Below are 22,088 nucleotides of genomic sequence, written 5' to 3' on the forward strand. Positions count from 1 at the left end.
AATTTATAATAAAAACCGGTTCTGATTTTTATAAAACACTCTCTATGAGGTGATAAATGGCAATCGCAGATTTGGATAAGCAGCCAGATTCTGTTTCTTCCGTGCTGAAGGTGTTTGGCATCTTGCAGGCGCTCGGAGAAGAGCGTGAAATTGGTATTACAGAGTTGTCGCAGCGTGTGATGATGTCGAAAAGCACCGTTTATCGCTTTTTGCAAACCATGAAATCTCTGGGTTATGTCGCGCAAGAAGGTGAGTCTGAAAAATACTCTCTGACGCTGAAGTTGTTTGAATTAGGTGCTCGGGCGTTGCAAAACGTAGATCTCATCCGTAGTGCCGATATTCAGATGCGCGAACTCTCTCGTCTGACGAAAGAGACGGTTCACCTGGGGGCGCTGGATGAAGACAGTATTGTCTATATCCACAAAATTGACTCTATGTACAACCTGCGTATGTATTCGCGTATTGGCCGACGTAATCCACTCTATAGTACCGCGATTGGTAAAGTACTGTTGGCCTGGCGCGATCGCGAAGAGGTAGTGCAAATCCTCGAAGGGGTTGAGTACAAACGTAGTACGGACCGCACTATCACCAGTACCGATGAGCTATTAACGGTACTGGATCAGGTTCGTGTACAGGGTTACGGCGAAGATAACGAAGAACAGGAAGAAGGCTTGCGTTGCATTGGTGTTCCTGTATTTGACCGTTTTGGCGTGGTTATCGCGGGGCTGAGTATCTCTTTCCCAACACTGCGCTTCTCGGAAGAGCGTTTGCACGAATACGTTGCGATGTTACATACCGCAGCCCGGAAAATCTCCGAGCAGATGGGTTACAACGACTATCCGTTTTAACGTATTAACGGAAATAAAAACGCCGCACATGTGCGGCGTTTTTTTGTGGGCCAATAGTTATAAATTAGCCATTATCAATAACGACAGCCATCTTACGCAGAACAGGGCAGTTCGTCAGGCCGATAAAGCCGCTGTTCGAATGGAGATACTGCGCTGTGCTGATGCCTTGCGCTGTGATGTACTTGCACTGGATACCTAAGCCAGCAGCGTTCTCGGCGCTTCCTACCAGTATGCCGTAACCCGACAGCAGCAGGCCAATCCACAGAATTGCCAATACAACAATGGTTCGAATGAGTAGACGCATCATGCCTCTTTTTCTTACTTGTCATACTATTAAGCGTATCCAGTTTATGCCATGAAGCAAGAGTATGATTCTGAAAAAACACTTGATGCAGTTACAGTTAGTCCTTGTTTAAGATAAGCGTGATAACCTGGACACATCAGGTCTTAAGACGGAGTGTGGAGTGAAAAAAATACGCTGGGTAATTCTGGTTATTGTGCTGATAGCAAGCGTTGTGCTTTGGACGCAAACTATCAATGTGATGTGCGATCAGGATGTACAGTTTTTTAGCGGCGTTTGCGTAATCAATAAATTTATCCCGTGGTAAGACGCATTTTTTCTCAAGATGATTTCCTTCTTTCCCACCAGTGGTAAAATGGGTGCTTTTATTGAGGTGGTGAAATGGGTGAGTTACAAAATTCGGGGCTGCTGAACATGGCATCCCTGGTGGTCTCTTTGGTCGTACTGATTGTAGGGCTGGTTCTTTGGTTTTTTGTTAATCGCGCCAGTTCTCGCACCAGCGAGCAGATCGAACTGTTGGAAGCGCTGCTCGATCAGCAAAAACGACAGAATGCCTTGCTGCGTCGACTATGTGAAGCAAACGAACCTGAAGAGAAAGAAGCACCAAAAGAAGCGTCAGCGGAAGTGAAAGAAGACGAAGGCGACGATGATTTTATTCGCCTGGTTGCTGAGCGTTAATCTGCCGTAAGTGGGAGGTGGCTGTGGTCCGGAAGAATCCCTGGTATGACCCCTCCCTGAAACATCACACGCCGACCGGTTTTCGTAATACCTATTCTGTCGAACACCGGCCTGGTGATGTCGATCGCTGGCGCAAAGAGCGTAAACAGGCGAGCTTACCCAAACCTCCCTCAGCGGGCTATGCCGCATTTATCAGTGAATGGTGGCAACCTGTTGAACTGAATGATGTACAGGCCGACGCAGTTTGGTGGCTGGGTCATGCGAGCCTGCTGCTGCGAATGGATGGTAACTACATTCTTACCGATCCGGTTTTTTCCCGACGCGCATCACCAATACCCTTTTGAGGTCCTGAACGTAAAACCCCGCCAGCCATTACCGTAGAAAAACTCCCGCACCTTGATGCGCTGGTTATCTCTCATAATCATTATGATCATCTCGATGTTGCTACGGTTCATCGCATATTGCGGCGTTTTCCCGATGTGAGCCTCTTTGTACCTTTGGGGTTGGCAAGCTGGTTTCGCCGGCGTGGGGCGAAAAATGTGTTTGAACTTGACTGGTGGCAAAGCGTCATTTGGCAAGGGATGACAGTGACTGCCGTTCCGGCTCAGCACTGGAGTATGCGTACATTGTGGAATCGCAACCAGTCGCTTTGGTGTGGTTGGGTATTTGAGGGCCGCAATCATCGTTTCTGGTTTAGTGGTGATACGGGATTTTCTCCTGATTTGCTCAGCATACCTGAACGACTCGGAAAAATTGATGCCGCAGCGTTACCGATTGGAGCCTATGCACCACGGTGGTTCATGTCAGCCCATCATATGGATCCGCAGAGTGCCGTGTCGCTTTGGCTGCAACTGGGCCAGCCACTCGCCTTTCCGATCCATTGGGGCGTTTTTGAATTGGGGGATGAGTCCCTTGATGACCCTGTTTGTGAGTTAACACAGACACTCTCTAATTTAGCAGCAGTAAATGATTCATTCAGGATACTTAAAGTTGGTGAATATTTATCCTTGTAAACAATATGTCGTTCTATTGCATATATTCTGTATTTGAAGCCCTTAACTATTGTTTTATTTTAATCGAAACGTTTTGCTTGCCTTCTTTTGAGGCAGAGTCATAAAAATTTCATTATTTTGGTGCATATAGGACAATTATTAATTGTCTAATTTTAATACAAAGCAAGAGAGTGTATTAACATTGAATTGTCATCATAACAATCCCGATGCGTTACGATGATTTCAGCATAACTTTTCATAAATTGTTCTAACTCAATCATTGCAATCAAGAAACTTTTTTTGAGGTGTAGACGGGGTGAAATGATTGAGCTATGGTAAAAAAGTCTTAGATTACAGCGGTTGTTAACACAACGGAAAGCGCGTAAGACTGGCTATGCGGTTCCTGCTCATTACGCATAATTGTGCAGTATGTTGCAGGGCAGCATCGGAATTTGTGCAGCGGATCTAGACACGTTTAAAAATGGCTTGCCATAATTAACGTTGTATGTGATAACACGTTTTGGGTCAAACGAGGTACAGTTCTGTTTATGTGTGGCATTTTCAGTAAAGAAGTCCTGAGTAAAGACGTTGTCGTTGAATACCGCTTCTCTGCCGAACCTTATATTAGTGCCTCAAGCAGTAATGTCTCAGTTTTATCTAAGTCAATGCCTGCGGGCTAAGAAAACACTCTAAGGAATTTTGCAAATGGCAAAGATTAAAGGTCAAGTTAAGTGGTTCAACGAGTCTAAAGGTTTTGGTTTCATTACTCCTGCTGACGGCAGCAAAGACGTGTTCGTACACTTCTCTGCAATCCAGGGTAATGGCTTCAAAACTCTGGCTGAAGGCCAGAACGTTGAGTTCGAAATTCAGGACGGCCAGAAAGGTCCGGCTGCAGTTAACGTAACCGCTATCTGATCGAACCTCTGCTGACAGAAGTGCATTCGCGCTTCGCACTCAGACATAAAGCCTCGCGTTTCGCGGGGCTTTTTTATTACCTTATCTTTCAGAATATTACGAATTCGCTCCTTGTTAGTAACTTGTTGCAAAGCTACGAGGTTTTTAGCATAGTTTTTTCCCCATCTGGACGTCTTTTCTCGTTAAATCATGGCGTTGTTTAACAAACCTGGGGTTCAGGTGAAAAAGAAAACTATCACTTCTGCCGGAAGCTTTACGCCGGCTCGTTTTGCACTGCTGTGTTTTGCCATTTTCTGTAGTCTGGCATTTCTGTTGGGGCGTGTCGCCTGGCTGCAGATTGTTAAACCTGACAATCTGGTTAAACAGGAAGATATGCGCTCATTACGTGAGGTGGCAATTGATTCACCAAGGGGAATGATCGTCGATCGTGAAAACCGACCTCTCGCAGTAAGTGTTCCGGTAAGAGCTGTGTGGGCCGATCCTAAAACGGTGCTGGCAAAAGGCGGTGTCGGGTTTGATGATCGTTGGCAGGCGCTTGCAAATGCGCTCCATATTTCTCTTAGTACTCTGGCATCCCGAATTAACAGTAATCCACAAGGACGTTTTATCTATCTCGCACGCCAGGTTGACCCTTCACAGGCGCAGTGGATCGACAAACTCAATTTGCCTGGTATCAATTTACGCGATGAATCCCGGCGCTTTTACCCAGCAGGGCATGTTGCTGCGAATCTCATTGGGTTTACCAACATTGATGGGCAAGGTATCGAAGGTATTGAAAAAAGCTTTAACGCACAGCTCACAGGCAAGGCGGGTGTCAGACAGGTGAGGGAAGATCGCTACGGGCATGTCATCGAGAATCTGACGGAGAATGCGCCAGTACCTGCACATAACATCCAGTTGAGTATTGATGAACGCCTGCAAACGATCACAGAAGATGCGCTGGATAATGCCGTTGTCTGGAATAAAGCCGATTCAGGCGCATCCGTTTTGATCAATGTGCAAACCGGTGAGATCCTCTCCATGGCGAGTTTCCCGGACTATAACCCAAATAATCGTGATGGTGCTACGCTCAATGATTTCCGCAATCGTGCCATTAGCGATACCTTTGAACCGGGCTCTACGGTTAAACCTCTGGTGCTGATGACCGCACTACAGCAAGGTCTGGTACAGCCTGATAGCGTCATTGATACTCATCCCTATACACTTGATGGGCATCGGATCCGCGATGTTGGTTATTATCCCGAGCTGAGCATGACAGGTATTTTGCAAAAATCGAGTGATACCGGCGTTTCCCGCTTATCGTTGGCTATGCCTATCCAGCGACTGCTTGATACGTACAAGAGTTTTGGCTTTGGTACGACAACGGGTCTTGGTTTAACCGGTGAAAGTGATGGGTTAGTACCCCAGCGTAAATTCTGGAGTCAACTGGACCGAGCAACGTTTGCCTTTGGTTATGGCCTGATGGTGACGCCATTACAACTGGCACATGTTTACGCGACAATTGGCAGCTATGGGCTTGAGCGTCCCTTATCGATCACTCGGATCGATCCTCCGGTGATCGGTCACCGGGTAATGCCTGAAAACATTGCTCATGAAGTTGAGCATATGATGGAAAGTGTCGCACTACCAGGCGGCGGAGGGATTAAGGCTGCTGTTCGCGACTATCGTGTGGCGGTAAAAACTGGTACAGCCAAAAAAATTGGTGATGACGGTAAATATGTCGACAAGTATGTTGCCTACACGGCAGGTGTTGCACCTGCCAGCAATCCGAGATTCGCGCTGGTGGTGGTGATCAATGATCCACAAAATGGCGATTACTATGGTGGAGCTGTGTCTGCACCGGTTTTTAGCGAGATAATGGGTAATGTTCTGCGTATTGAAAATGTTCAGCCTGATGGATTACCTGCAGATTCCAGCCATCTTATTGTGATGCGTTAACCCAGGCGTTTTCTACCAGGGCGAATAGCGGTACACTTTCGCCCTTTCAATATTGTCTGGAGTCACTATGTCTTTCAGTTGTCCACTTTGCCATGCCCGGTTAATGCGCTCTGAGAAAAGTTTCATTTGTCCGCAGGGGCATCAATTTGATATGGCAAAAGAGGGATACGTGAATCTTCTTCCTGTCCAATATAAGCGGTCCCGTGACCCGGGAGACAGCGCGGAGATGATGCAGGCACGACGGGCATTTCTTGATGCCGGACATTATCATCCCCTCAGGGAAACCGTTGCAGGCATCCTGAAAGAAATACTTCCTGAAAGCGCGGCAGCAATCCTTGATATCGGGTGTGGTGAAGGTTACTACACTGCGATGTTTGCCGATGTGGCGCGTGAGAAGGGGGCTGAAACCTATGGTCTTGATGTCGCAAAAGTGGCTATCCGTGCGGCCGCAAAACGTTATTCGCAGGTGGTATTCTGTGTGGCATCCAGTCACAGGTTGCCATTTGATGATGAAAGTATGGATGCTGTCATCCGTATCTATGCTCCCTGTAAGGCAGAAGAACTTGCACGAGTCGTCAAACCCGGAGGCTGGGTGATTACAGTCACGCCGGGGCCACGACATCTTATGGAACTGAAAGGGCTGATCTACAATGAGGTGCACTTGCACGCATCGCATTCTGAACAACTGGCCGGTTTTGCGCTGAAACAAGAACTGTCTGTGGCCTATGATATGTCGCTGAAGGGAGAGGAAGCCGTCGCCTTGTTACAAATGACACCATTTGCCTGGAGAGCGAAACCGGAAGTGTGGGAAACGTTAGCGAAACAAGCTGAGTTTTGCTGCCAGACAGATTTCAGTATCCACTGCTGGCAGCGAGAAGATTAACCGGCGAAGTGGGCCCACAGAATTTGAGCCCCGATTCCGATCAGGACAATACCGCCGAGGATCTCGGCGCGTTTGCCAAGCAGTGGACCGATGAATCGACCGACCATCATACCCAGCGTGGACATGATCAATGTGGCACAGCCAATAGCCAGGGCGGTGGCAATAATATTGACCTGCAGGAATGCCAGGCCGACGCCGACCGCCATAGCATCAAGGCTCGTCGCGATAGCGGTTGTTACCAGTAGCCAGAAACCATGGCGATGCTGAGGTTCTTCGTCTTCATCGCTGTTCCCACGAAAACCTTCAATGACCATTCGCCCGCCCAGAAATACCAGCAGTACAAATGCAATCCAGTGGTTCCATTCCAGAACAAATTGACTGGCCAGCATTCCCATTGCCCAGCCAACCAGAGGCGTCAGCGTTTCGATAGCACCAAAGATAAGACCTGTACGTAGTGCTTCAGAGAATTTTGGTTTGTGGAGCGTAGCACCTTTACCAATAGAGGCTGCAAAGGCGTCCATTGACATGCCAAAGGCAAGAAGGATCGTAGCTGAGATATTCATGTGTGCGTCCAGACCGGGGATATCCATATGACACATCACTGCCCCCAGTAAACAGCAGTTGATGTATCTATGGTCTCGCCTGATCCTCTTTGCACCCAGAAAAGTGCAGAAAGCGATCCGTACGTGCCACGTTTTTCAACGAGTATGTTGACACGCACATTTCCTGAAAACAGGAAATCGGCTACTCCCCAACGACGGGCGCAACCTTAACATATTTTGAGAATATAAAACAACAACAGGAAAGTATTAATTCATTAACTAATTGATAACGATTTTCATTTAGATTTAATCGTGAAAGAAACGTTAATAAATATACGTGAATTAAATGGCATAATATAGCTTTGGCTATATATATATTGCATAAAATTATCGCAATATATAGCCAATGCTATAATATTAACTCATTGAATATTAACCATTAATTTGTATATTTTCTCCAGATCATCAATATTTTTAACCCGAATTAGCAGACGTCGCTGTTCTAATTGCATGACCAGAACGCCATCCTCAGATAAATTCATCTCTTTAATACGGTTATATTCTATCCACACATTAGCAAAGAAAAATCCGCGATTTTTAAAGAGTATTTTCGGTGTGCGGATCCAAAACAGGTAAACGGCCATTAATGCCAGCGCACATAATAACCATGTGGTTAATATTGCACCGTGGTTCATTACATTATTGTAAATCAGGATCATCACCAGACCCGCGAAGATGAAGGCATCGACGCGTCCGCGGCGCAGGAGAGGGATGGTAAGCAGCGTCTCGCCATTGCGGCGGGGCATAATGAATTCGTCATAGATGGCGTAAGCCAGAAGGGCAACAATAAACAAAACCAACACGATGTCCGTGACAGTCATTCTACCTCCAGATAAAAAAACCGGGGGCATGCCCCCGGTTGCGTTACACGATAACTTACAGACCTAACAGGCCGATAGCATAGCCGACGATGCCGATGACAAAGAAGCCAACGATGATCCACAGCGCATTCACTTTCTTACGCAGCAGCCACATACAGGCGAAGGTCAACAACAGTGGGACCAGGCCCGGCATCAGTTGGTCGAGGATAGTTTGCACGGTAGTAACACGAGTCTGACCATCCTGACCAGTGATGGTGGAAACCACCAGTGGTATGTTGACGTGCGTCCACTTGTTAACCAATGCGCCCATAACAAACAGGCCGAGAATTGACGCCCCTTCGGTCAGTTTCTGCAGGAAGCCACCGCCCATATCTTTAACGATATCGACACCTTTGCTGTAACCGTAAGCTACGCCGTAGTAGCGGGTTAACAGACGGACCGCGTTGAAGAGGATAAAGAACAACAATGGGCCGAGCAGGCTGCCACTCATCGCGATGCCTGCACCGAGAGCTGCAAACACAGGACGAACCGTACCCCAGAAGATGGGGTCACCAACACCCGCCAATGGTCCCATCAGGCCAACTTTGATACCGTTGATTGCACCATCGTCAATCTCTGCACCGTTTGCGCGTTGTTCTTCCATTGCCAGTGTTACACCCAGAACTGGCGCGGCAACATAAGGATGGGTGTTAAAGAATTCCAGATGGCGTTTAATCGCCTGGCGGCGCGCTTCATTGTTCTCCGGATACAGGCGTTTAATTGCCGGAACCATAGAAAAACAGAAGCCCAGCGCTTGCATACGTTCGAAGTTCCATGAACCCTGGAACAGGTTAGAACGAATGAACACGCCACGAATATCACCCGGAGTGAGTTTCTTCTCAGTGGTAGTTTTAGTCATATCAACCATTTCGCTCACCTGCTAGTCCAGTTCGTTATCGAGATCGTTGTTACCAGCAGCCTGCGCTGGTGCACCCACTACGCGGTTATATTTCGGGCTAAGCTGGATGTACAGAATAGCCATTACTGCGCCAATCACACCCAAAGCAACGAGGTTGAAGTTAGTGAACGCCGCAGTCACGAAGCCGAGATAGAAGAACGGCATCAGGTAGCCCGCGCGCATCATATTGATGACCATTGCGTAACCGACTACAACGATCATGCCACCTGCGATATTCAGACCACCGGTAACGACTTCTGGAATCGCATTCAGCAGGCCCTGCACTTCGCTAGTACCGACAGAAATAGCAACGATGACCGCTGGAATGGCAATACGCATCGCCTGCAGGAACAGAGACGAAACGTGGAGCCATGAAAGTGCCGTCAGGTTTCCGCTGTCAGCGGCTTTATCAGCCGCGTGCTGGAAGGCAACGGTGATAGTACGAACGATAATGGTCAGAACCTGACCCGCAGCTGCCAGCGGGATTGCAAGCGCAATACCAGCACCAATATTTTGGTGACCCGCGATGACCAGAACGGTAGAGATGATGGATGCCAGTGCTGCATCAGGTGCAACAGCTGCACCAATGTTCATCCAGCCCAACGCAATCATTTCCAGCGTACCACCGATGATGATGCCGGTTTTCATGTCACCCAAAACGGCGCCAATTAACGTACAGGCCACCAGAGGGCGGTGGAACTGAAATTCATCAAGTACGGATTCCATACCCGCAATACACGCAACGATGAACACCAGCACAATCTGAAGAGTGGTAATCTCCATTGTACTTCTCCTATAACATAAGCTTTATGTGAAAAATCAGCGTGGGGTTATTTCCCAACTTTGCCGATCAAATCCATCATTTTCAGTTTCTGGTCAGTGGAAACCTTACGGGCTTCCAGCTCAATACCGCGTGCATTTAGCTTGTTGAATGCTTCGATATCTTTCTCATCGACTGAAATCGCGTTATTCACCTGCGTTTTACCCTGACGGAAAGCCATACCGCCGATATTAACTGAGGTGAGTTTCACTCCCCCCTCAACCACACGCTCAACGTCAGTGGGGTTGGTGAAGAGGAGCATTACACGCTCACCCGCATATTTCGGGTTGTTGTAGACGCGGATCATCTTGGCAACATCCACAACGTGGGCAGTCACGCCCGGAGGTGCGACCTGGGTGAGAAGCGTTTTACGTACGGTGTCTGCCGCGACTTCATCGCTAACCACAATGATGCGTTTGACGTTCGTTTCTTTCGTCCAGCGAGTTGCCACCTGACCGTGAATCAAACGGTCATCGATACGTGCAAGCCCGATAACCATGTAATCGTTCGGCCCCATGGGTTTCGAGGGTGCAGCCGCTTTAACTGCAGCAGCAACAGGTGCAGGCTTCGCGACCGATTGTGCTTTGAGCGCTTTCACGCCTTCACGACCCGTTTCGACCGCCAGCGCAACCAATTCGTCAAAACTCGGATTGTCATCGCGTGCCATCAGTGTTTCCACCAGCATGGGAATATTTACGCCTGCGACAACTTCATAATGCTCTTTATCGACGACAATGCGGCTGGCAGCATTGAATGGACTGCCTCCCCATGTATCAACGAGAAATAGCACGCCTTTGCTGGTGTCCAGTTTCTCCAGCTGAGCAGTGTATTTTTCAATCAGCGTTTCGGCATTTTCACCGGGAACGAAATCGATCCAGCCGACGTTTTCCTGCTCGCCCAGCAGCATTTCTGCTGTTTTGAGCAACTGCTCTGCAGCCCAACCATGTGTGCCTATCACAATAGCAATGGTCACTTGCTACCTCCTTTTATTATCATTGATACGCCTGCAAGGCAGGTGTATTAAGAATCGTCGTCGGCGAACCGAATCGATTCAGATAAGGGTTAGAGTTAAATTAACGAAGACTTCCGCGAATTATTTTAGATAGTGAAAAAATAATTTATGTGATGAAGATCCGTAATTTAGCTTCGCATTGCAGAAAGTCCTGTAATGAAAAGCGGTTGTGTTACAGATGTTTGCAAAGGAAAGTAAATCTTTGCCAAAAAGTCATTGTCTCTGATATGTTTAGCCTCCGTTTAATGATTCAGGAGTAGAGGGCAGTAGCCCACCGTATGGACCGTCACCGACGTCAGTCATCTACCAGGCCATTTCGCGCCTTGTTCATTGGCGATTCTCGCCACGCACCTGTTCTTTCTACCTTTGATTTGCCCGTCACTTTCAGGGCACCGTTCTGTCATTCCTTTAGCAGGAGTCTGTCATGGAATTCTTAATGGACCCGTCAATCTGGGTAGGTTTGCTTACGCTTGTTGTGCTTGAGATCGTTCTCGGCATAGATAACCTGGTGTTTATTGCCATCCTTGCGGACAAATTGCCTCCAAAACAGCGCGACAAAGCGCGTTTGATTGGCCTGTCGCTGGCGCTGATTATGCGTCTGGCACTGCTGTCCGTTATCTCGTGGATGGTTACACTGACGAAGCCACTCTTTTCCGTCATGGATTTCACCTTCTCAGGGCGTGATTTGATCATGCTATTAGGGGGGCTATTCTTGCTCTTCAAGGCGACGACAGAGCTGCATGAACGGCTGGAAAACCGTCAGCACGATGATGGTCACGGCAAAGGCTATGCCAGCTTCTGGGTGGTCGTACTACAGATTGTGGTGCTTGATGCGGTCTTTTCTCTGGATGCCGTGATCACCGCGGTAGGTATGGTGAACCACCTTCCGGTAATGATGGCGGCCGTAGTGATTGCGATGGCGGTGATGCTGCTGGCGTCTAAACCACTGACGCGTTTTGTGAACCAACATCCTACGGTTGTGGTGCTGTGTCTTAGCTTCCTGCTGATGATTGGCCTGAGCCTGGTTGCTGAAGGTTTCGGCTTCCATATTCCGAAAGGTTATCTGTATGCTGCGATTGGTTTCTCGATCCTGATTGAACTGTTTAACCAGATTGCTCGTCGTAACTTTATCAAGCAACAGTCCAGCCAGCCGCTTCGTGCCCGTACGGCTGACGCTATTCTGCGTTTGATGGGTGGTCGTCGTCAGGTGAATGTGCAGTCTGATACAGAGAGTCGCACGCCTGTTCCTGTGCCGGAAGGGGCGTTCGTTGAAGAAGAACGCTATATGATCAACGGGGTACTTTCCCTGGCTTCTCGTTCACTGCGCGGGATTATGACGCCACGGGGTGAGATCAGTTGGGTAGACGCTAAACTGAGTGTGGCTGAAATCCGTCAGCAGCTCCTGTCCTCGCCGCATAGCCTGTTCCCGGTATGCCGTGGCGAGCTGGATGAAATTATCGGTGTGGTGCGTGCCAAAGAAATGTTGGTTGCGTTGGAAGAGGGCGTTAACGTTGAGGCTATTGCAGCGGCCTCACCTGCTATTGTCGTGCCTGAAACACTTGATCCCATCAACTTGCTCGGCGTATTGCGTCGTGCGCGTGGTAGCTTTGTGATTGTCACCAACGAATTTGGTGTCGTGCAGGGGCTGGTTACTCCTCTGGATGTACTCGAAGCTATCGCTGGTGAGTTTCCTGATGCCGATGAAACACCTGAAATTGTTAGAGACGGTGATGGTTGGTTGGTCAAAGGTACAACGGACTTGCACGCACTTTCCCATACATTAGGCCTGGAAAATGTGGTTAACGATGAAGATGATATTGCGACGGTTGCTGGCCTGGTGATTGCTGTGAACGGTCAGATCCCGCGACCAGGTGATGTGATTGAACTGCCATCCCTGCATATCACCATCGTCCAGGCGAATGATTATCGCGTTGATATGGTACGTATTGTTAAAGAACAATCTGCCCACGATGAGGAAGAATAGCCTTATCTAGGGTAGAGGCATGAAAGGCATAATGTGCCCGTTGTGATGCGCTGGCGGAGGTGAACTCTCCGCCAGCCATTTTGGAAATTCTCTCAGCGGCATGGGCCGCGCATAGAAAAAACCCTGTAAGATGTGAACACCGTGGCGGCGTAAATAACGAGCCTGCTCTTCGGTTTCAACCCCTTCTGCCACTAATTCAATATTCAGCCGCTGCCCCAGTGCAATGATGATATCCGTGACCGTTGAGTTCACGGCGTCCGTCCCTATCGCAGTGGTAAAGGATTGGTCGATTTTCAGCACATCCGGGTGGAGTTTTTCGAGCCAGGAAAGTGAGCTATTTCCTGTTCCAAAATCATCAATTGCTAACTTCACATTTTTTCGGTGAAGCTCACGTACAATGCGATAATCCACATCCATCAGAGCATCACGTTCCGTGAGTTCGATCACCAGTTGTTGCACCGGGTGAGCACTGAACCAGGCGCGATTGAGATCCTGTAGCAACGTCGCGCGGCGAAAATGGCTGGCGGCAACATTAATACCGATTTGAAAACCGGAGGTTGTAGGGAAATAACCTATCTGGCGCACTGTTTCGGCAATCACGTAACGTGTCAGCGGGATAATCAGGTTATGTTCTTCCGCTAGCGGGATAAAAACCTCGGGTGAGATCCAGCCCTGACGTGGATTATTCCAGCGCAGTAAAATTTCAACCCCAACGCAGTTCTGCGTCCGGGCGTTCACCAGTGGCTGACAAAAAAGCTCAAATTCACGTGCGGCCAGCCCCATGTTAATTTCCCATGTAAAGCTCATTCGGCTCGCTGTCGCCAGCCACGCAATATATCCCAGTAACAAACTTAGCATCAGCGCCAGGGGCAATTGAGTAGGAAGGTTTCGCAGCGCCAACGCCTCCGCCCCCGGACCACTCACCGTGATGCTGAAGGGAAATCGCGTGGACGTTGTGTGCAATAGAGCATCGTCAAAAGGCTGTGTCGCGGTGACCCGCAGATCATGGCGCAGTGAGTTCTCACCGACAGTGAGAATAACGTCGGTAATCAGCGGACGAAGAGGCTCCAGCATCATTTCAGTAATAAGATCGATATTAACGATTTCTATCACGCCATCTTCACCGCCAGTGGATACGGGATACCACTGGATGAGAATAGGGCTGCCTTTCAGTAGCCATTGATCGGTGGATAAAATGAGTTTCGGTTCACTGGCAGGTAATGTCGGCTGACACTGACGGACAGGAATATTTCGGTTTCCGAAAATACTCGAACAATACAAGATGCCGTCTTTAATCAATGCTATCGAACGGACGGTTTGCAGAATAGCCGCCTGCTTGCGTAATACCAGATGGGCTTGTAAGCAGGGCTCCCCTACAAGGGATTGCAGTACTTCTCGGCGGCTCTCTAATGAAATCAGAATATTATCAAGTGAGGTGACGGTATGACGGGTAAAGTCGAGAATCCGCTCCTGATTAACATTACGCTGTGAAATAAAGCGAATGCCCAACGTCAGGATGAGCGTAAGAAGCGCAACCATCACACAGACGATAACGCGCTTTCGTCGATATTGTTTAATGATCGTTTGCGCAGTTTGCATGAAACGGTCGCCCGATACGCTACCGGCCCCAAAAGCCAGAGACAACAGAGAAAGTGTAGTGGGGAAATAGTAAGGAGACGAGAAATAAGGGGAAAATTCGCCCATCCGTTGCAGATGGGCGAAAGGCAATGTATTAGTCGCACTGAACCTTAATGGCCAGACCACCGCGCGAGGTTTCGCGGTATTTCGCGTTCATATCTTTACCGGTTTCGTACATCGTTTCGATGACCTTATCCAGCGAAACACGCGGTTCACTGGTCCGGCGCATTGCCATGCGTGAAGCGTTGATCGCTTTCACTGACGCAATCGCATTACGCTCGATACACGGAACTTGCACCTGGCCCGCAACCGGGTCACAGGTCAGCCCAAGGTTATGTTCCATCCCGATCTCTGCAGCAATGCAGACCTGCTCAGGGCTTGCACCCAGCAACTCGGCAAGCCCTGCGGCAGCCATTGAACAGGCAACGCCCACTTCACCCTGGCAACCGACTTCAGCACCGGAAATAGATGCGTTCATTTTGTACAGCGCACCAATCGCTCCTGATGCCAGGAAATAGCGGATGTAGATGTCCGGCGTGACAGGTTCGATAAAGTGATCGTAGTAGGCAAGTACAGCTGGAACAATACCGCATGCACCATTGGTTGGTGCTGTCACTACGCGTCCACCTGCGGCATTTTCTTCGTTCACGGCAAGCGCAAACATGTTCACCCAGTCCACTACGTTCATTGGATCATTAGAGAACTTATCCGTTGTCACCAGCATACGGCGAAGCGCAGAAGCACGACGTGGGACGCGCAATGGCCCAGGCAACACACCTTCGGTATTCATCCCACGATCGATACAGGCACGCATGGTCTGCCAGACGTTAGCAAAATAGTCTTCAATTTCTTTCTTGCTGTGCAGGGCCAGTTCGTTTTGCATCACCATGCCAGAGAGCGACAGACCGGTCTCTTTACAGTAATCCAGCATCTCTTTTGCTGATTTGAACGGGTACGGGACAGTGACATCACCCGCTGTATCCTTGCCAAAATGCGCTTCATCGACGATGAAACCGCCACCGATAGAGTACCAGGTGTTGCTGTAGATCTCTTTTTCGCCGTTGTAAGCGTGGATTGTCATGCCGTTTTCATGCAGCGGCAGGTTGTCGCTACGAAAGCGCATACCGTCATCCAGCGGGAAATCTACCTCGTGCTGACCGTTTGCCAGCAGCAGACGACCGCGCGTTTCAACGTCACGAATAAATGCCGGAATGGCATCAATATCAACAGTATCCGGCATATTGCCTGCCAGACCCATAATAATGGCGATATCGGTGTGGTGGCCTTTACCCGTTAATGAGAGAGAGCCGTAAACATCCACGGCAACACGGGTAACGCTTTCCAGTAATCCTTTTTCGACCAGGTCATCGACGAACTGTTTACCGGCCTTCATGGGCCCTACAGTATGGGAAGAAGAAGGGCCAATTCCCACTTTGAACATGTCGAATATACTAATCACTTTCACACTCCTGACAGGGTTACCGGGTTTCCAGTAACGATGTTATAACTGCGCATAGTGTATGAGGGAACACCAGCCTCGGCTTAACTATTCACATGAATTAAACTAATAGCTAACACCGATTTTGCTAATAGTGCGACGACGTTCGCAAACCGGCTAAAACGAGGCTGAATGTAAAGTATAGTCAAGGCTTGAGGCCGATTTGCAGTGCCAGCTCACGAATGATGCCCGCGGTCATGCCCCAGACAAAATAATGTTGATACCAGGATAACCATACCCGATGTGCATGACCCCGGCGCTGGATATCCAGCGGGTGATAACGACCCAAACGAAGTGCTTCCTCGAGCGGCATCTCAAACACCGCAGACACCTCATCCACGCTGGCGTGATACTGAAGGTCGGGTGGAATAATGCCGACAACGGGAGTGACCTGAAAACCCGTCACGCTGTCGACCGGTGGCAGGACACCAATAATGTCGACGGCTTCAGGAGGGATTGCCACCTCTTCCTGCGCTTCACGCAACGCGGCAGCAATTAATGAGGCGTCGGTACTGTCAACGGCCCCACCGGGGAAGGCGACCTGGCCGGCGTGTTTGCGCAGATGAGGTGAACGTTGGGTGAGCAGCAAGCCTGGCTGTTCACGCCGTACTACCGGGATAAGTACTGCAGCCTGACGGTGATTCAGGGTTTCGCGGCTGACCTGCGGACGCAAAAGCTGAAAGCGCGACAGAAAATCATCCAGCGTCAGATTGTCTTTCTCCACCCGTTAATTCTCCAGTTGATGCAATATGCGGTTCACCTTATCAAAGGTTTCCTGATATTCCGCGTCCACTTCACTATCCGCCACAATTCCGCCGCCTGCTGAGCAATAAAGTTGTCCCTTGCAGGCTGTCAGGGTGCGGATCGTAATGCTGGTGTCCATCGTCCCACACAGACTCAGATAGCCAATACTGCCGCACCAGGCATTACGGCGGTGAGGTTCGAGTTCGTCGATAATCGCCATGGCGCGCACTTTTGGCGCACCGGTGATTGATCCCCCAGGGAATGCGGCCCGCAACAGATCGCAGGCTGTGCGTGAGTCCGGCAGGTGTGCGGTAATGGTACTTACAAGATGATGAACGGCAGGGAAGGGTTCAACAACGAACAGTTCAGGAACACGGACACTGCCTGGTTCAGCGACGCGTCCAATATCGTTACGCATGAGATCGACAATCATCAGATTCTCTGCGCGATCCTTTGACGAGGCAGCCAGTCTCTCTGCCTGCTGATGGTCAGCTTCAGGATCGGCCAGCCGGGGGAGCGTCCCTTTAATGGGGCGCGTCTGAATTGCACCGTTGGCAAGGTGGATAAACCGCTCTGGTGACAGGCTCAGAATGGCTCCCTGTTCAAGGCGCAAAAATGCACTGAACGGCGCGCGATTATTGGCATTGAGGTGCATAAAAGCTTGCCACTCATCGCCCTCATAAGTCGCCTGAAAACGTTGAGCGAGGTTGACCTGATAACAGTCACCGCTTTGCAGATACGCCTGAACCCTGGCGAATTTTTCGGCGTACTCTTGCCTGGTCATGTTTGAGTGCCAGGTGGATGTCAGGCGAAATGTTTCAGACTCAGGGGATTGTTGTGCCTCAAGCCAGGCCAGTCTGGCATTGACATCATCGTGGCTGAGCAGTGAGACCACCTGTTTCTGGTGATCGACAATCAGCGCCCAGGTGTACAGCCCGACGGCCAAATCTGGCAGGGAAATATCATCCGTTGCGAGTGCTGGTAGCGTTTCAAAACGCCGGCCTAAATCGTAGCCAAATAGTCCCAGAGCACCGCCCTGAAAGGGCAGGTTCGCGTCGGGCAAGACTGGTAAAGCCAGTGAATCCAGCGCCTGTTGCAGCAATGTGAGTGGGTCCTCAGTGGCGGTCCGGGATTCACCGAATGATACCGTGGTCGTCTTACCCTGCGTGACCAGCGTACCCACTGGGTCGGCGACCAGGATATCAAAGCGACTGTACGGGTGGTCAGCATGGCCTGAATGTAACAACATCGCCCAAGGGAGATGGCTCAGGTGCGTAAACCAGAATTCAGCGGCGTCAGAACGCCACGGCAAAGTCATGACTGCAGGGGATAACGTCTTCATGTGTGGCAAACAACCGGGCAGCGTGGAATAATTAGCGCAAATAATTTAGCAGGAGTTGACAATGTTTGCAGGTTTACCTTCTCTTAGCCACGAACAACAGCAGAAAGCCGTCGAGCGAATTCAGGAGCTGATGTCCCAGGGAATGAGCAGCGGACAGGCGATTTCACAGGTAGCTGAAGAACTTCGCGCCACGCATACCGGAGAGCGGATTGTGGCGCGTTTCGAGGATGATGAAGAAGAAGAGTAATCGCGCTTACACAGCTGCGATGATCTTAATTTCCACTTTGTATTCTGCCTTCATCAGCGCGGCCTGTACGGTACATCGTACAGGCGCGTGACCCGCCACAACCCAGGCATCCCAGGCCCTGTTCATTGCTGCAAAATCCTCTTTATTGGCGAGGAAAATGGTGGCATCGAGAATGCGTGATTTGTCACTGCCTTGCTTCTCCAGCACGGCATCAATTTGTGCCAGCGTATTGGCTGTCTGTTCAAAGGCCTCTGCATCCAGATTTTCTGGCACGCCGGTGTAGTAGAGCGTCTGGTTATGGATGACGACATCAGACCAGCGGGCTTCGGCATCAATGCGCACAATTGTCATAAACGTTTCCTCGTTATTTTTCGTTTCAGGCGGCAAGACTGCCATATTGTTTCTTCCTCGTCACTATTTGGGGTGGCACAGGCGAGGGCAGACTGACATAATCCCTGTGCAAAAATACAGTGAGAGAGCACCGTGGCAGACGATTTTTCATCAGATGGTCAGTTAGCACAGGCTATTTCCGGCTTTAAGCCGCGTGAGCCTCAGCGCCATATGGCGCACGCCGTTGCACGCGCCATCGAAAATACACAACCGTTAGTGGTAGAGGCGGGAACCGGTACGGGGAAAACCTATGCTTACCTGGCTCCGGCGCTGCGCGCGAAAAAGAAAGTGATCATCTCCACGGGGTCAAAAGCTCTGCAGGATCAGCTCTATAGCCGCGATTTACCTACGGTAGCAAAAGCACTGAAATACAAAGGACGTCTGGCGCTTTTGAAAGGACGCTCAAATTATTTGTGTCTGGAGCGTCTTGAGGCGCAGGCCCTGGCTGGCGGTGACTTGCCTGTACAAACGCTGAGTGATGTCATCATTCTGCGGGCGTGGGCGAATCAGACCCTCGACGGAGATATCAGCACCTGCGCAAGCGTTGCCGAAGATTCTCAGGCCTGGCCACTGGTCACGAGCACCAACGATAACTGCCTTGGCAGCGACTGCCCTCTGTATAAAGACTGTTTTGTCGTGAAAGCGCGTAAAACCGCGATGGATGCAGATGTGGTGGTCGTTAACCATCATCTGTTCCTGGCCGATATGGTGGTCAAAGACAGCGGTTTCGGTGAGCTTATTCCTGAAGCGGAGGTCATGATTTTCGATGAAGCCCATCAGCTACCGGATATCGCCAGCCAGTATTTCGGCCAGTCTCTCTCCAGTCGTCAGCTTCAGGATCTGGCGAAAGATTTCACCATTGCCTATCGTACAGAGCTGAAAGATACCCAACAGTTGCAAAAATGTGCCGATCGCCTGGCGCAAAGTGCGCAGGATTTCCGCCTGCAACTCGGCGAGCCAGGGTATCGCGGTAATCTGCGTGAATTACTGGCTGACAGCAATATTCAGCGTGCGTTGCTGTTACTGGATGATGCCCTTGAACTGTGTTACGACGTGGCAAAACTGTCGCTTGGGCGCTCTGCACTTCTGGATGCCGCTTTTGAACGCGCTACGCTCTACCGCACGCGGTTGAAGCGCCTGAAAGAGGTCAACCAACCGGGTTTCAGCTACTGGTACGAATGTACTTCGCGTCATTTCACGCTGGCACTCACCCCGCTGACGGTCGCAGATAAATTCAAAGAGGTGATGGCGCAAAAACCAGGCAGCTGGATATTTACCTCCGCCACCTTATCGGTCAATGACGATCTGCATCACTTTACTGAGCGTCTGGGCATTGAACAGGCAGAATCTCTGTTATTGCCCAGTCCGTTCGATTACGAAAAACAGGCGTTACTCTGTGTTCCCCGCAATCTGCCGCTTCCTAACCAGCCGGGCGCTGCACGTCATTTGGCCGCCATGCTTAAGCCGATGATCGAGGCCAACAATGGACGCTGCTTTATGCTTTGCACCTCGCACGCCATGATGCGTGACCTGGCAGAACAGTTCCGGGCAACGATGACATTGCCGGTGCTGCTTCAGGGGGAAACCAGCAAAGGTCAGCTGTTGCAGCAATTTGTTCAGGCTGGTAATGCGCTGCTGGTAGCGACAAGCAGTTTTTGGGAGGGGGTTGACGTTCGGGGCGATACGCTATCGTTGGTCATCATCGATAAACTCCCGTTCACCTCGCCGGACGATCCGTTGTTGAAGGCGCGCATGGAAGATTGTCGCTTGCGTGGGGGCGATCCCTTCGACGATGTGCAGTTGCCTGATGCAGTGATCACCCTCAAACAGGGCGTGGGACGCCTGATTCGTGATGTGGACGATCGTGGCGTGTTGGTTATCTGCGACAACCGTCTGGTGATGCGTCCTTATGGTGCGACCTTTCTGGCAAGTCTGCCGCCAGCCCCACGAACGCGGGATATTAATCGCGCTGTCCGTTTTCTGGCGAACCCAACGGCGGAGTAATTTGCCCTGAGGTGTGCTAAAATGCGCGCCATTTTGTGACTGACCACTGCGAGAGCGCGACGACGCATGCGAATTCTGGCTATTGATACCGCCACAGAGGCCTGTTCTGTTGCCCTGTGGAACGACGGTGCTATCTGTGCTCATTTCGAAGAATGTCCACGGGAACATACACAACGTATTTTGCCTCTGGTAAAAGAGATCCTCGCCCAGGGCAATACGGCCTTAACCCACCTTGATGCACTGGCCTATGGCCGTGGCCCCGGAAGTTTTACCGGGGTCCGCATTGGCATCGGTATTGCGCAGGGCTTAGCTCTGGGCGCAGATCTGCCAATGATTGGGGTCTCCACTCTGATGACGATGGCGCAAGGGGCATGGCGAAAAACAGGGGCAACACATGTGCTGGCGGCAATTGATGCACGCATGGGCGAAGTTTACTGGGCCGAATACACCCGTAATGAGCAAGGCGTGTGGCAGGGTGAAGAGACCGAAGCCGTACTTAAACCTGAAGCAGTAACGGAAAGACTGAAACAGCTTTCAGGTGTCTGGGCGACGGTGGGAACCGGCTGGCCGGCATGGCCTGAGATGGCAAACGACACTGGGTTGACGCTGGTCGATGGCAACATGCTGCTGCCCGCTGCTGAAGATATGCTACCTGTTGCCTGTCAGTTGTTTACGGCCGGAAAAACCGTTGCAGTTGAACACGCTGAGCCGGTTTATTTGCGAAACAACGTGGCGTGGAAGAAACTTCCTGGCCGGGAGTGAATCTCAGTAACAGGAACTGAGAAAAAGGAGTCGCATCATGGCGGTTCAGACTAAAGTTGTACGCCTTTTTATGGCAGGCGTTGTTGCCATAGCATTGAGCGGATGTGTTACCGTTCCTGACGCGATAAAAGGATCAAGCCCGACGCCGCAGCAGGACCTGGTACGTGTGATGAACGCACCGGAACTGTATGTGGGTCAGGAAGCGCGCTTTGGTGGCAAGGTGGTTGAGGTCGTAAACCAGCAGGGGAAAACCCGTCTGGAGATCGCCACCGTCCCACTGGATAGCGGTGCTCGACCTGTACTGGGCGAAGCCTCGCGTGGGCGTATCTATGCCGACGTCAGCGGTTTCCTTGACCCGGTTGATTTCCGGGGACAACTGGTTACGGTTGTAGGGCCGATTACCGGAACGGTTCAAGGTAAAATCGGCAGCACGCCGTATAAATTTATGACCATGCAAGTGAACGGTTACAAACGCTGGCGGATTGCCCAGCAAGTTGTCATGCCTCCACAGCCGATGGATCCATGGATGTGGGGTCCACACCCTTATCGCTATGGTTACGGTGGATGGGGCTGGTATAACCCCGGTCCCGCGCAAGTTCAAACGATCGTAACAGAGTAACTTACTGTTATTCATAGGAAAGAGACAGCGGCTCAGCCGCTGTCTCTGTTTTTTACGGATAAAACGAAAAAAAAGAGTGACGCGCTTCGCAACCTTAAATCTGAACAATTAAT

Annotated in this window: 23 protein-coding genes, 2 pseudogenes and 1 riboswitch; of the genes and pseudogenes, 14 read left to right on the top strand and 11 right to left on the bottom strand. The window is 50.3% G+C overall.

Translation table 11 applies throughout. From position 1 onward, the window contains the following. Positions 1-56 precede the first annotated feature (56 nt). Positions 57-848, top strand: coding sequence for a DNA-binding transcriptional regulator KdgR (gene kdgR / locus GF617_RS16135; RefSeq protein ID WP_181619798.1), 792 nt, complete (start codon positions 57-59; stop codon positions 846-848). 64 nt (positions 849-912) lie between these two features. On the opposite strand, the gene GF617_RS16140 is transcribed toward kdgR, so the two are convergent. Further along, positions 913-1,152 (bottom strand): YobH family protein, encoded by a 240-nt coding sequence (locus tag GF617_RS16140; protein ID WP_181623777.1) that lies wholly within the window; start codon positions 1,150-1,152, stop codon positions 913-915. Positions 1,153-1,312: 160 nt separating this feature from the next. Between GF617_RS16140 and mgrB the strand changes: the two genes are divergently transcribed. From mgrB to rlmA, 7 genes and pseudogenes are all read left to right on the top strand, one after another. After that, entirely contained in the window at positions 1,313-1,456 is a 144-nt protein-coding gene (gene mgrB / locus GF617_RS16145; RefSeq protein ID WP_181619797.1) for a PhoP/PhoQ regulator MgrB, read from the top strand. 74 nt (positions 1,457-1,530) lie between these two features. Then, on the top strand, positions 1,531-1,827 hold the full coding sequence (locus GF617_RS16150; protein WP_181619796.1) for a YebO family protein: 297 nt from the start codon (positions 1,531-1,533) through the stop codon (positions 1,825-1,827). A 23-nt stretch (positions 1,828-1,850) separates the two neighbouring features. Continuing rightward, a pseudogene (locus tag GF617_RS16155) lies at positions 1,851-2,840 on the top strand (MBL fold metallo-hydrolase). A 527-nt stretch (positions 2,841-3,367) separates the two neighbouring features. After that, a pseudogene (locus GF617_RS16160) lies at positions 3,368-3,512 on the top strand (DUF2627 domain-containing protein). 12 nt (positions 3,513-3,524) lie between these two features. Continuing rightward, on the top strand, positions 3,525-3,734 hold the full coding sequence (gene cspE, locus GF617_RS16165; protein WP_001062678.1) for a transcription antiterminator/RNA stability regulator CspE: 210 nt from the start codon (positions 3,525-3,527) through the stop codon (positions 3,732-3,734). Positions 3,735-3,923: 189 nt separating this feature from the next. Beyond that, positions 3,924-5,672 carry a peptidoglycan glycosyltransferase FtsI gene (gene ftsI / locus GF617_RS16170; RefSeq protein ID WP_239006505.1) on the top strand — a complete coding sequence of 583 codons (1,749 nt, stop codon included), beginning with the start codon at positions 3,924-3,926 and terminating at the stop codon, positions 5,670-5,672. 67 nt (positions 5,673-5,739) lie between these two features. After that, positions 5,740-6,555: a 23S rRNA (guanine(745)-N(1))-methyltransferase gene (gene rlmA, locus GF617_RS16175; RefSeq protein ID WP_203452088.1), complete on the top strand. Its 816-nt coding sequence runs from the start codon at positions 5,740-5,742 to the stop codon at positions 6,553-6,555. Here rlmA and mntP read toward each other — a convergent pair. The 5 genes from mntP to manX all read right to left on the bottom strand — a co-directional run bounded on the left by mntP (position 6,552) and on the right by manX (position 10,708). Next, entirely contained in the window at positions 6,552-7,118 is a 567-nt protein-coding gene (gene mntP, locus GF617_RS16180) for a manganese efflux pump MntP (protein WP_181619790.1), read from the bottom strand. The genes rlmA and mntP overlap by 4 nt on opposite strands. Before the next feature lie 10 nt (positions 7,119-7,128). Beyond that, a riboswitch (yybP-ykoY riboswitch) is annotated at positions 7,129-7,320 on the bottom strand. A gap of 199 nt (positions 7,321-7,519) precedes the next feature. Next, entirely contained in the window at positions 7,520-7,978 is a 459-nt protein-coding gene (locus tag GF617_RS16185; protein ID WP_181619789.1) for a DUF986 family protein, read from the bottom strand. 55 nt (positions 7,979-8,033) lie between these two features. Next, positions 8,034-8,885: a PTS mannose transporter subunit IID gene (locus GF617_RS16190; protein ID WP_181619788.1), complete on the bottom strand. Its 852-nt coding sequence runs from the start codon at positions 8,883-8,885 to the stop codon at positions 8,034-8,036. 12 nt (positions 8,886-8,897) lie between these two features. Then, complete coding sequence (locus tag GF617_RS16195) at positions 8,898-9,698, bottom strand: PTS mannose/fructose/sorbose transporter subunit IIC (protein WP_203452089.1); 801 nt, start codon at positions 9,696-9,698, stop codon at positions 8,898-8,900. Positions 9,699-9,745: 47 nt separating this feature from the next. Continuing rightward, positions 9,746-10,708, bottom strand: coding sequence for a PTS mannose transporter subunit IIAB (manX, locus tag GF617_RS16200; RefSeq protein ID WP_203452090.1), 963 nt, complete (start codon positions 10,706-10,708; stop codon positions 9,746-9,748). A 317-nt stretch (positions 10,709-11,025) separates the two neighbouring features. Here manX and GF617_RS27540 point away from each other — a divergent pair, with 317 nt between their 5' ends. Then, positions 11,026-11,184, top strand: a complete 159-nt coding sequence (locus GF617_RS27540) for a hypothetical protein (protein WP_375290487.1) — start codon at positions 11,026-11,028, stop codon at positions 11,182-11,184. Beyond that, positions 11,172-12,731: a CNNM family cation transport protein YoaE gene (yoaE, locus tag GF617_RS16205; RefSeq protein WP_203452091.1), complete on the top strand. Its 1,560-nt coding sequence runs from the start codon at positions 11,172-11,174 to the stop codon at positions 12,729-12,731. The genes GF617_RS27540 and yoaE overlap by 13 nt, the downstream gene beginning before the upstream one ends. Before the next feature lie 6 nt (positions 12,732-12,737). Here yoaE and GF617_RS16210 read toward each other — a convergent pair whose 3' ends face one another. From GF617_RS16210 to pabB, 4 genes are all read right to left on the bottom strand, one after another. Next, positions 12,738-14,330, bottom strand: coding sequence for a cyclic diguanylate phosphodiesterase (locus tag GF617_RS16210; protein ID WP_203452092.1), 1,593 nt, complete (start codon positions 14,328-14,330; stop codon positions 12,738-12,740). Between the two features lie 133 nt (positions 14,331-14,463). Then, positions 14,464-15,828, bottom strand: coding sequence for an L-serine ammonia-lyase (gene sdaA, locus GF617_RS16215; protein WP_181619783.1), 1,365 nt, complete (start codon positions 15,826-15,828; stop codon positions 14,464-14,466). Positions 15,829-16,012: 184 nt separating this feature from the next. Next, positions 16,013-16,591, bottom strand: a complete 579-nt coding sequence (locus GF617_RS16220; RefSeq protein WP_203452093.1) for a CoA pyrophosphatase — start codon at positions 16,589-16,591, stop codon at positions 16,013-16,015. A gap of 3 nt (positions 16,592-16,594) precedes the next feature. Next, positions 16,595-17,953 carry an aminodeoxychorismate synthase component 1 gene (gene pabB, locus GF617_RS16225; protein ID WP_203452094.1) on the bottom strand — a complete coding sequence of 453 codons (1,359 nt, stop codon included), beginning with the start codon at positions 17,951-17,953 and terminating at the stop codon, positions 16,595-16,597. Between the two features lie 61 nt (positions 17,954-18,014). Between pabB and GF617_RS16230 the strand changes: the two genes are divergently transcribed. Then, on the top strand, positions 18,015-18,200 hold the full coding sequence (locus GF617_RS16230; protein ID WP_181619780.1) for a YoaH family protein: 186 nt from the start codon (positions 18,015-18,017) through the stop codon (positions 18,198-18,200). Between the two features lie 6 nt (positions 18,201-18,206). Here GF617_RS16230 and GF617_RS16235 read toward each other — a convergent pair whose 3' ends face one another. Further along, on the bottom strand, positions 18,207-18,551 hold the full coding sequence (locus tag GF617_RS16235; RefSeq protein ID WP_181619779.1) for a RidA family protein: 345 nt from the start codon (positions 18,549-18,551) through the stop codon (positions 18,207-18,209). 132 nt (positions 18,552-18,683) lie between these two features. On the opposite strand from GF617_RS16235, the gene GF617_RS16240 reads away from it, so the two are divergent. The 3 genes from GF617_RS16240 (at position 18,684) to GF617_RS16250 (ending at position 21,975) form a co-directional block, all read left to right on the top strand. Further along, on the top strand, positions 18,684-20,594 hold the full coding sequence (locus GF617_RS16240) for an ATP-dependent DNA helicase (RefSeq protein ID WP_181619778.1): 1,911 nt from the start codon (positions 18,684-18,686) through the stop codon (positions 20,592-20,594). Positions 20,595-20,660: 66 nt separating this feature from the next. Next, positions 20,661-21,356 carry a tRNA (adenosine(37)-N6)-threonylcarbamoyltransferase complex dimerization subunit type 1 TsaB gene (gene tsaB / locus GF617_RS16245; protein ID WP_181619777.1) on the top strand — a complete coding sequence of 232 codons (696 nt, stop codon included), beginning with the start codon at positions 20,661-20,663 and terminating at the stop codon, positions 21,354-21,356. A gap of 37 nt (positions 21,357-21,393) precedes the next feature. After that, positions 21,394-21,975 carry a Slp family lipoprotein gene (locus GF617_RS16250; RefSeq protein WP_181619776.1) on the top strand — a complete coding sequence of 194 codons (582 nt, stop codon included), beginning with the start codon at positions 21,394-21,396 and terminating at the stop codon, positions 21,973-21,975. The last annotated feature ends 113 nt before the right edge of the window (positions 21,976-22,088 follow it).

Origin of the sequence: Lelliottia sp. RWM.1 (assembly GCF_016859735.1) — a bacterium.
GTDB lineage: Bacteria > Pseudomonadota > Gammaproteobacteria > Enterobacterales > Enterobacteriaceae > Enterobacter.

Coding starts and splice junctions, on each gene's coding strand:
- kdgR (WP_181619798.1), top strand. CDS start 57: ATGGCAATCGCAGATTTGGATAAGCAGCCAGATTCTGTTTCTTCCGTG.
- GF617_RS16140 (WP_181623777.1), bottom strand. CDS start 1,152: ATGCGTCTACTCATTCGAACCATTGTTGTATTGGCAATTCTGTGGATT.
- GF617_RS16150 (WP_181619796.1), top strand. CDS start 1,531: ATGGGTGAGTTACAAAATTCGGGGCTGCTGAACATGGCATCCCTGGTG.
- cspE (WP_001062678.1), top strand. CDS start 3,525: ATGGCAAAGATTAAAGGTCAAGTTAAGTGGTTCAACGAGTCTAAAGGT.
- ftsI (WP_239006505.1), top strand. CDS start 3,924: ATGGCGTTGTTTAACAAACCTGGGGTTCAGGTGAAAAAGAAAACTATC.
- rlmA (WP_203452088.1), top strand. CDS start 5,740: ATGTCTTTCAGTTGTCCACTTTGCCATGCCCGGTTAATGCGCTCTGAG.
- mntP (WP_181619790.1), bottom strand. CDS start 7,118: ATGAATATCTCAGCTACGATCCTTCTTGCCTTTGGCATGTCAATGGAC.
- GF617_RS16185 (WP_181619789.1), bottom strand. CDS start 7,978: ATGACTGTCACGGACATCGTGTTGGTTTTGTTTATTGTTGCCCTTCTG.
- GF617_RS16190 (WP_181619788.1), bottom strand. CDS start 8,885: ATGGTTGATATGACTAAAACTACCACTGAGAAGAAACTCACTCCGGGT.
- GF617_RS16195 (WP_203452089.1), bottom strand. CDS start 9,698: ATGGAGATTACCACTCTTCAGATTGTGCTGGTGTTCATCGTTGCGTGT.
- GF617_RS27540 (WP_375290487.1), top strand. CDS start 11,026: ATGGACCGTCACCGACGTCAGTCATCTACCAGGCCATTTCGCGCCTTG.
- yoaE (WP_203452091.1), top strand. CDS start 11,172: ATGGAATTCTTAATGGACCCGTCAATCTGGGTAGGTTTGCTTACGCTT.
- GF617_RS16210 (WP_203452092.1), bottom strand. CDS start 14,330: ATGCAAACTGCGCAAACGATCATTAAACAATATCGACGAAAGCGCGTT.
- pabB (WP_203452094.1), bottom strand. CDS start 17,953: ATGAAGACGTTATCCCCTGCAGTCATGACTTTGCCGTGGCGTTCTGAC.
- GF617_RS16230 (WP_181619780.1), top strand. CDS start 18,015: ATGTTTGCAGGTTTACCTTCTCTTAGCCACGAACAACAGCAGAAAGCC.
- GF617_RS16235 (WP_181619779.1), bottom strand. CDS start 18,551: ATGACAATTGTGCGCATTGATGCCGAAGCCCGCTGGTCTGATGTCGTC.
- tsaB (WP_181619777.1), top strand. CDS start 20,661: ATGCGAATTCTGGCTATTGATACCGCCACAGAGGCCTGTTCTGTTGCC.
- GF617_RS16250 (WP_181619776.1), top strand. CDS start 21,394: ATGGCGGTTCAGACTAAAGTTGTACGCCTTTTTATGGCAGGCGTTGTT.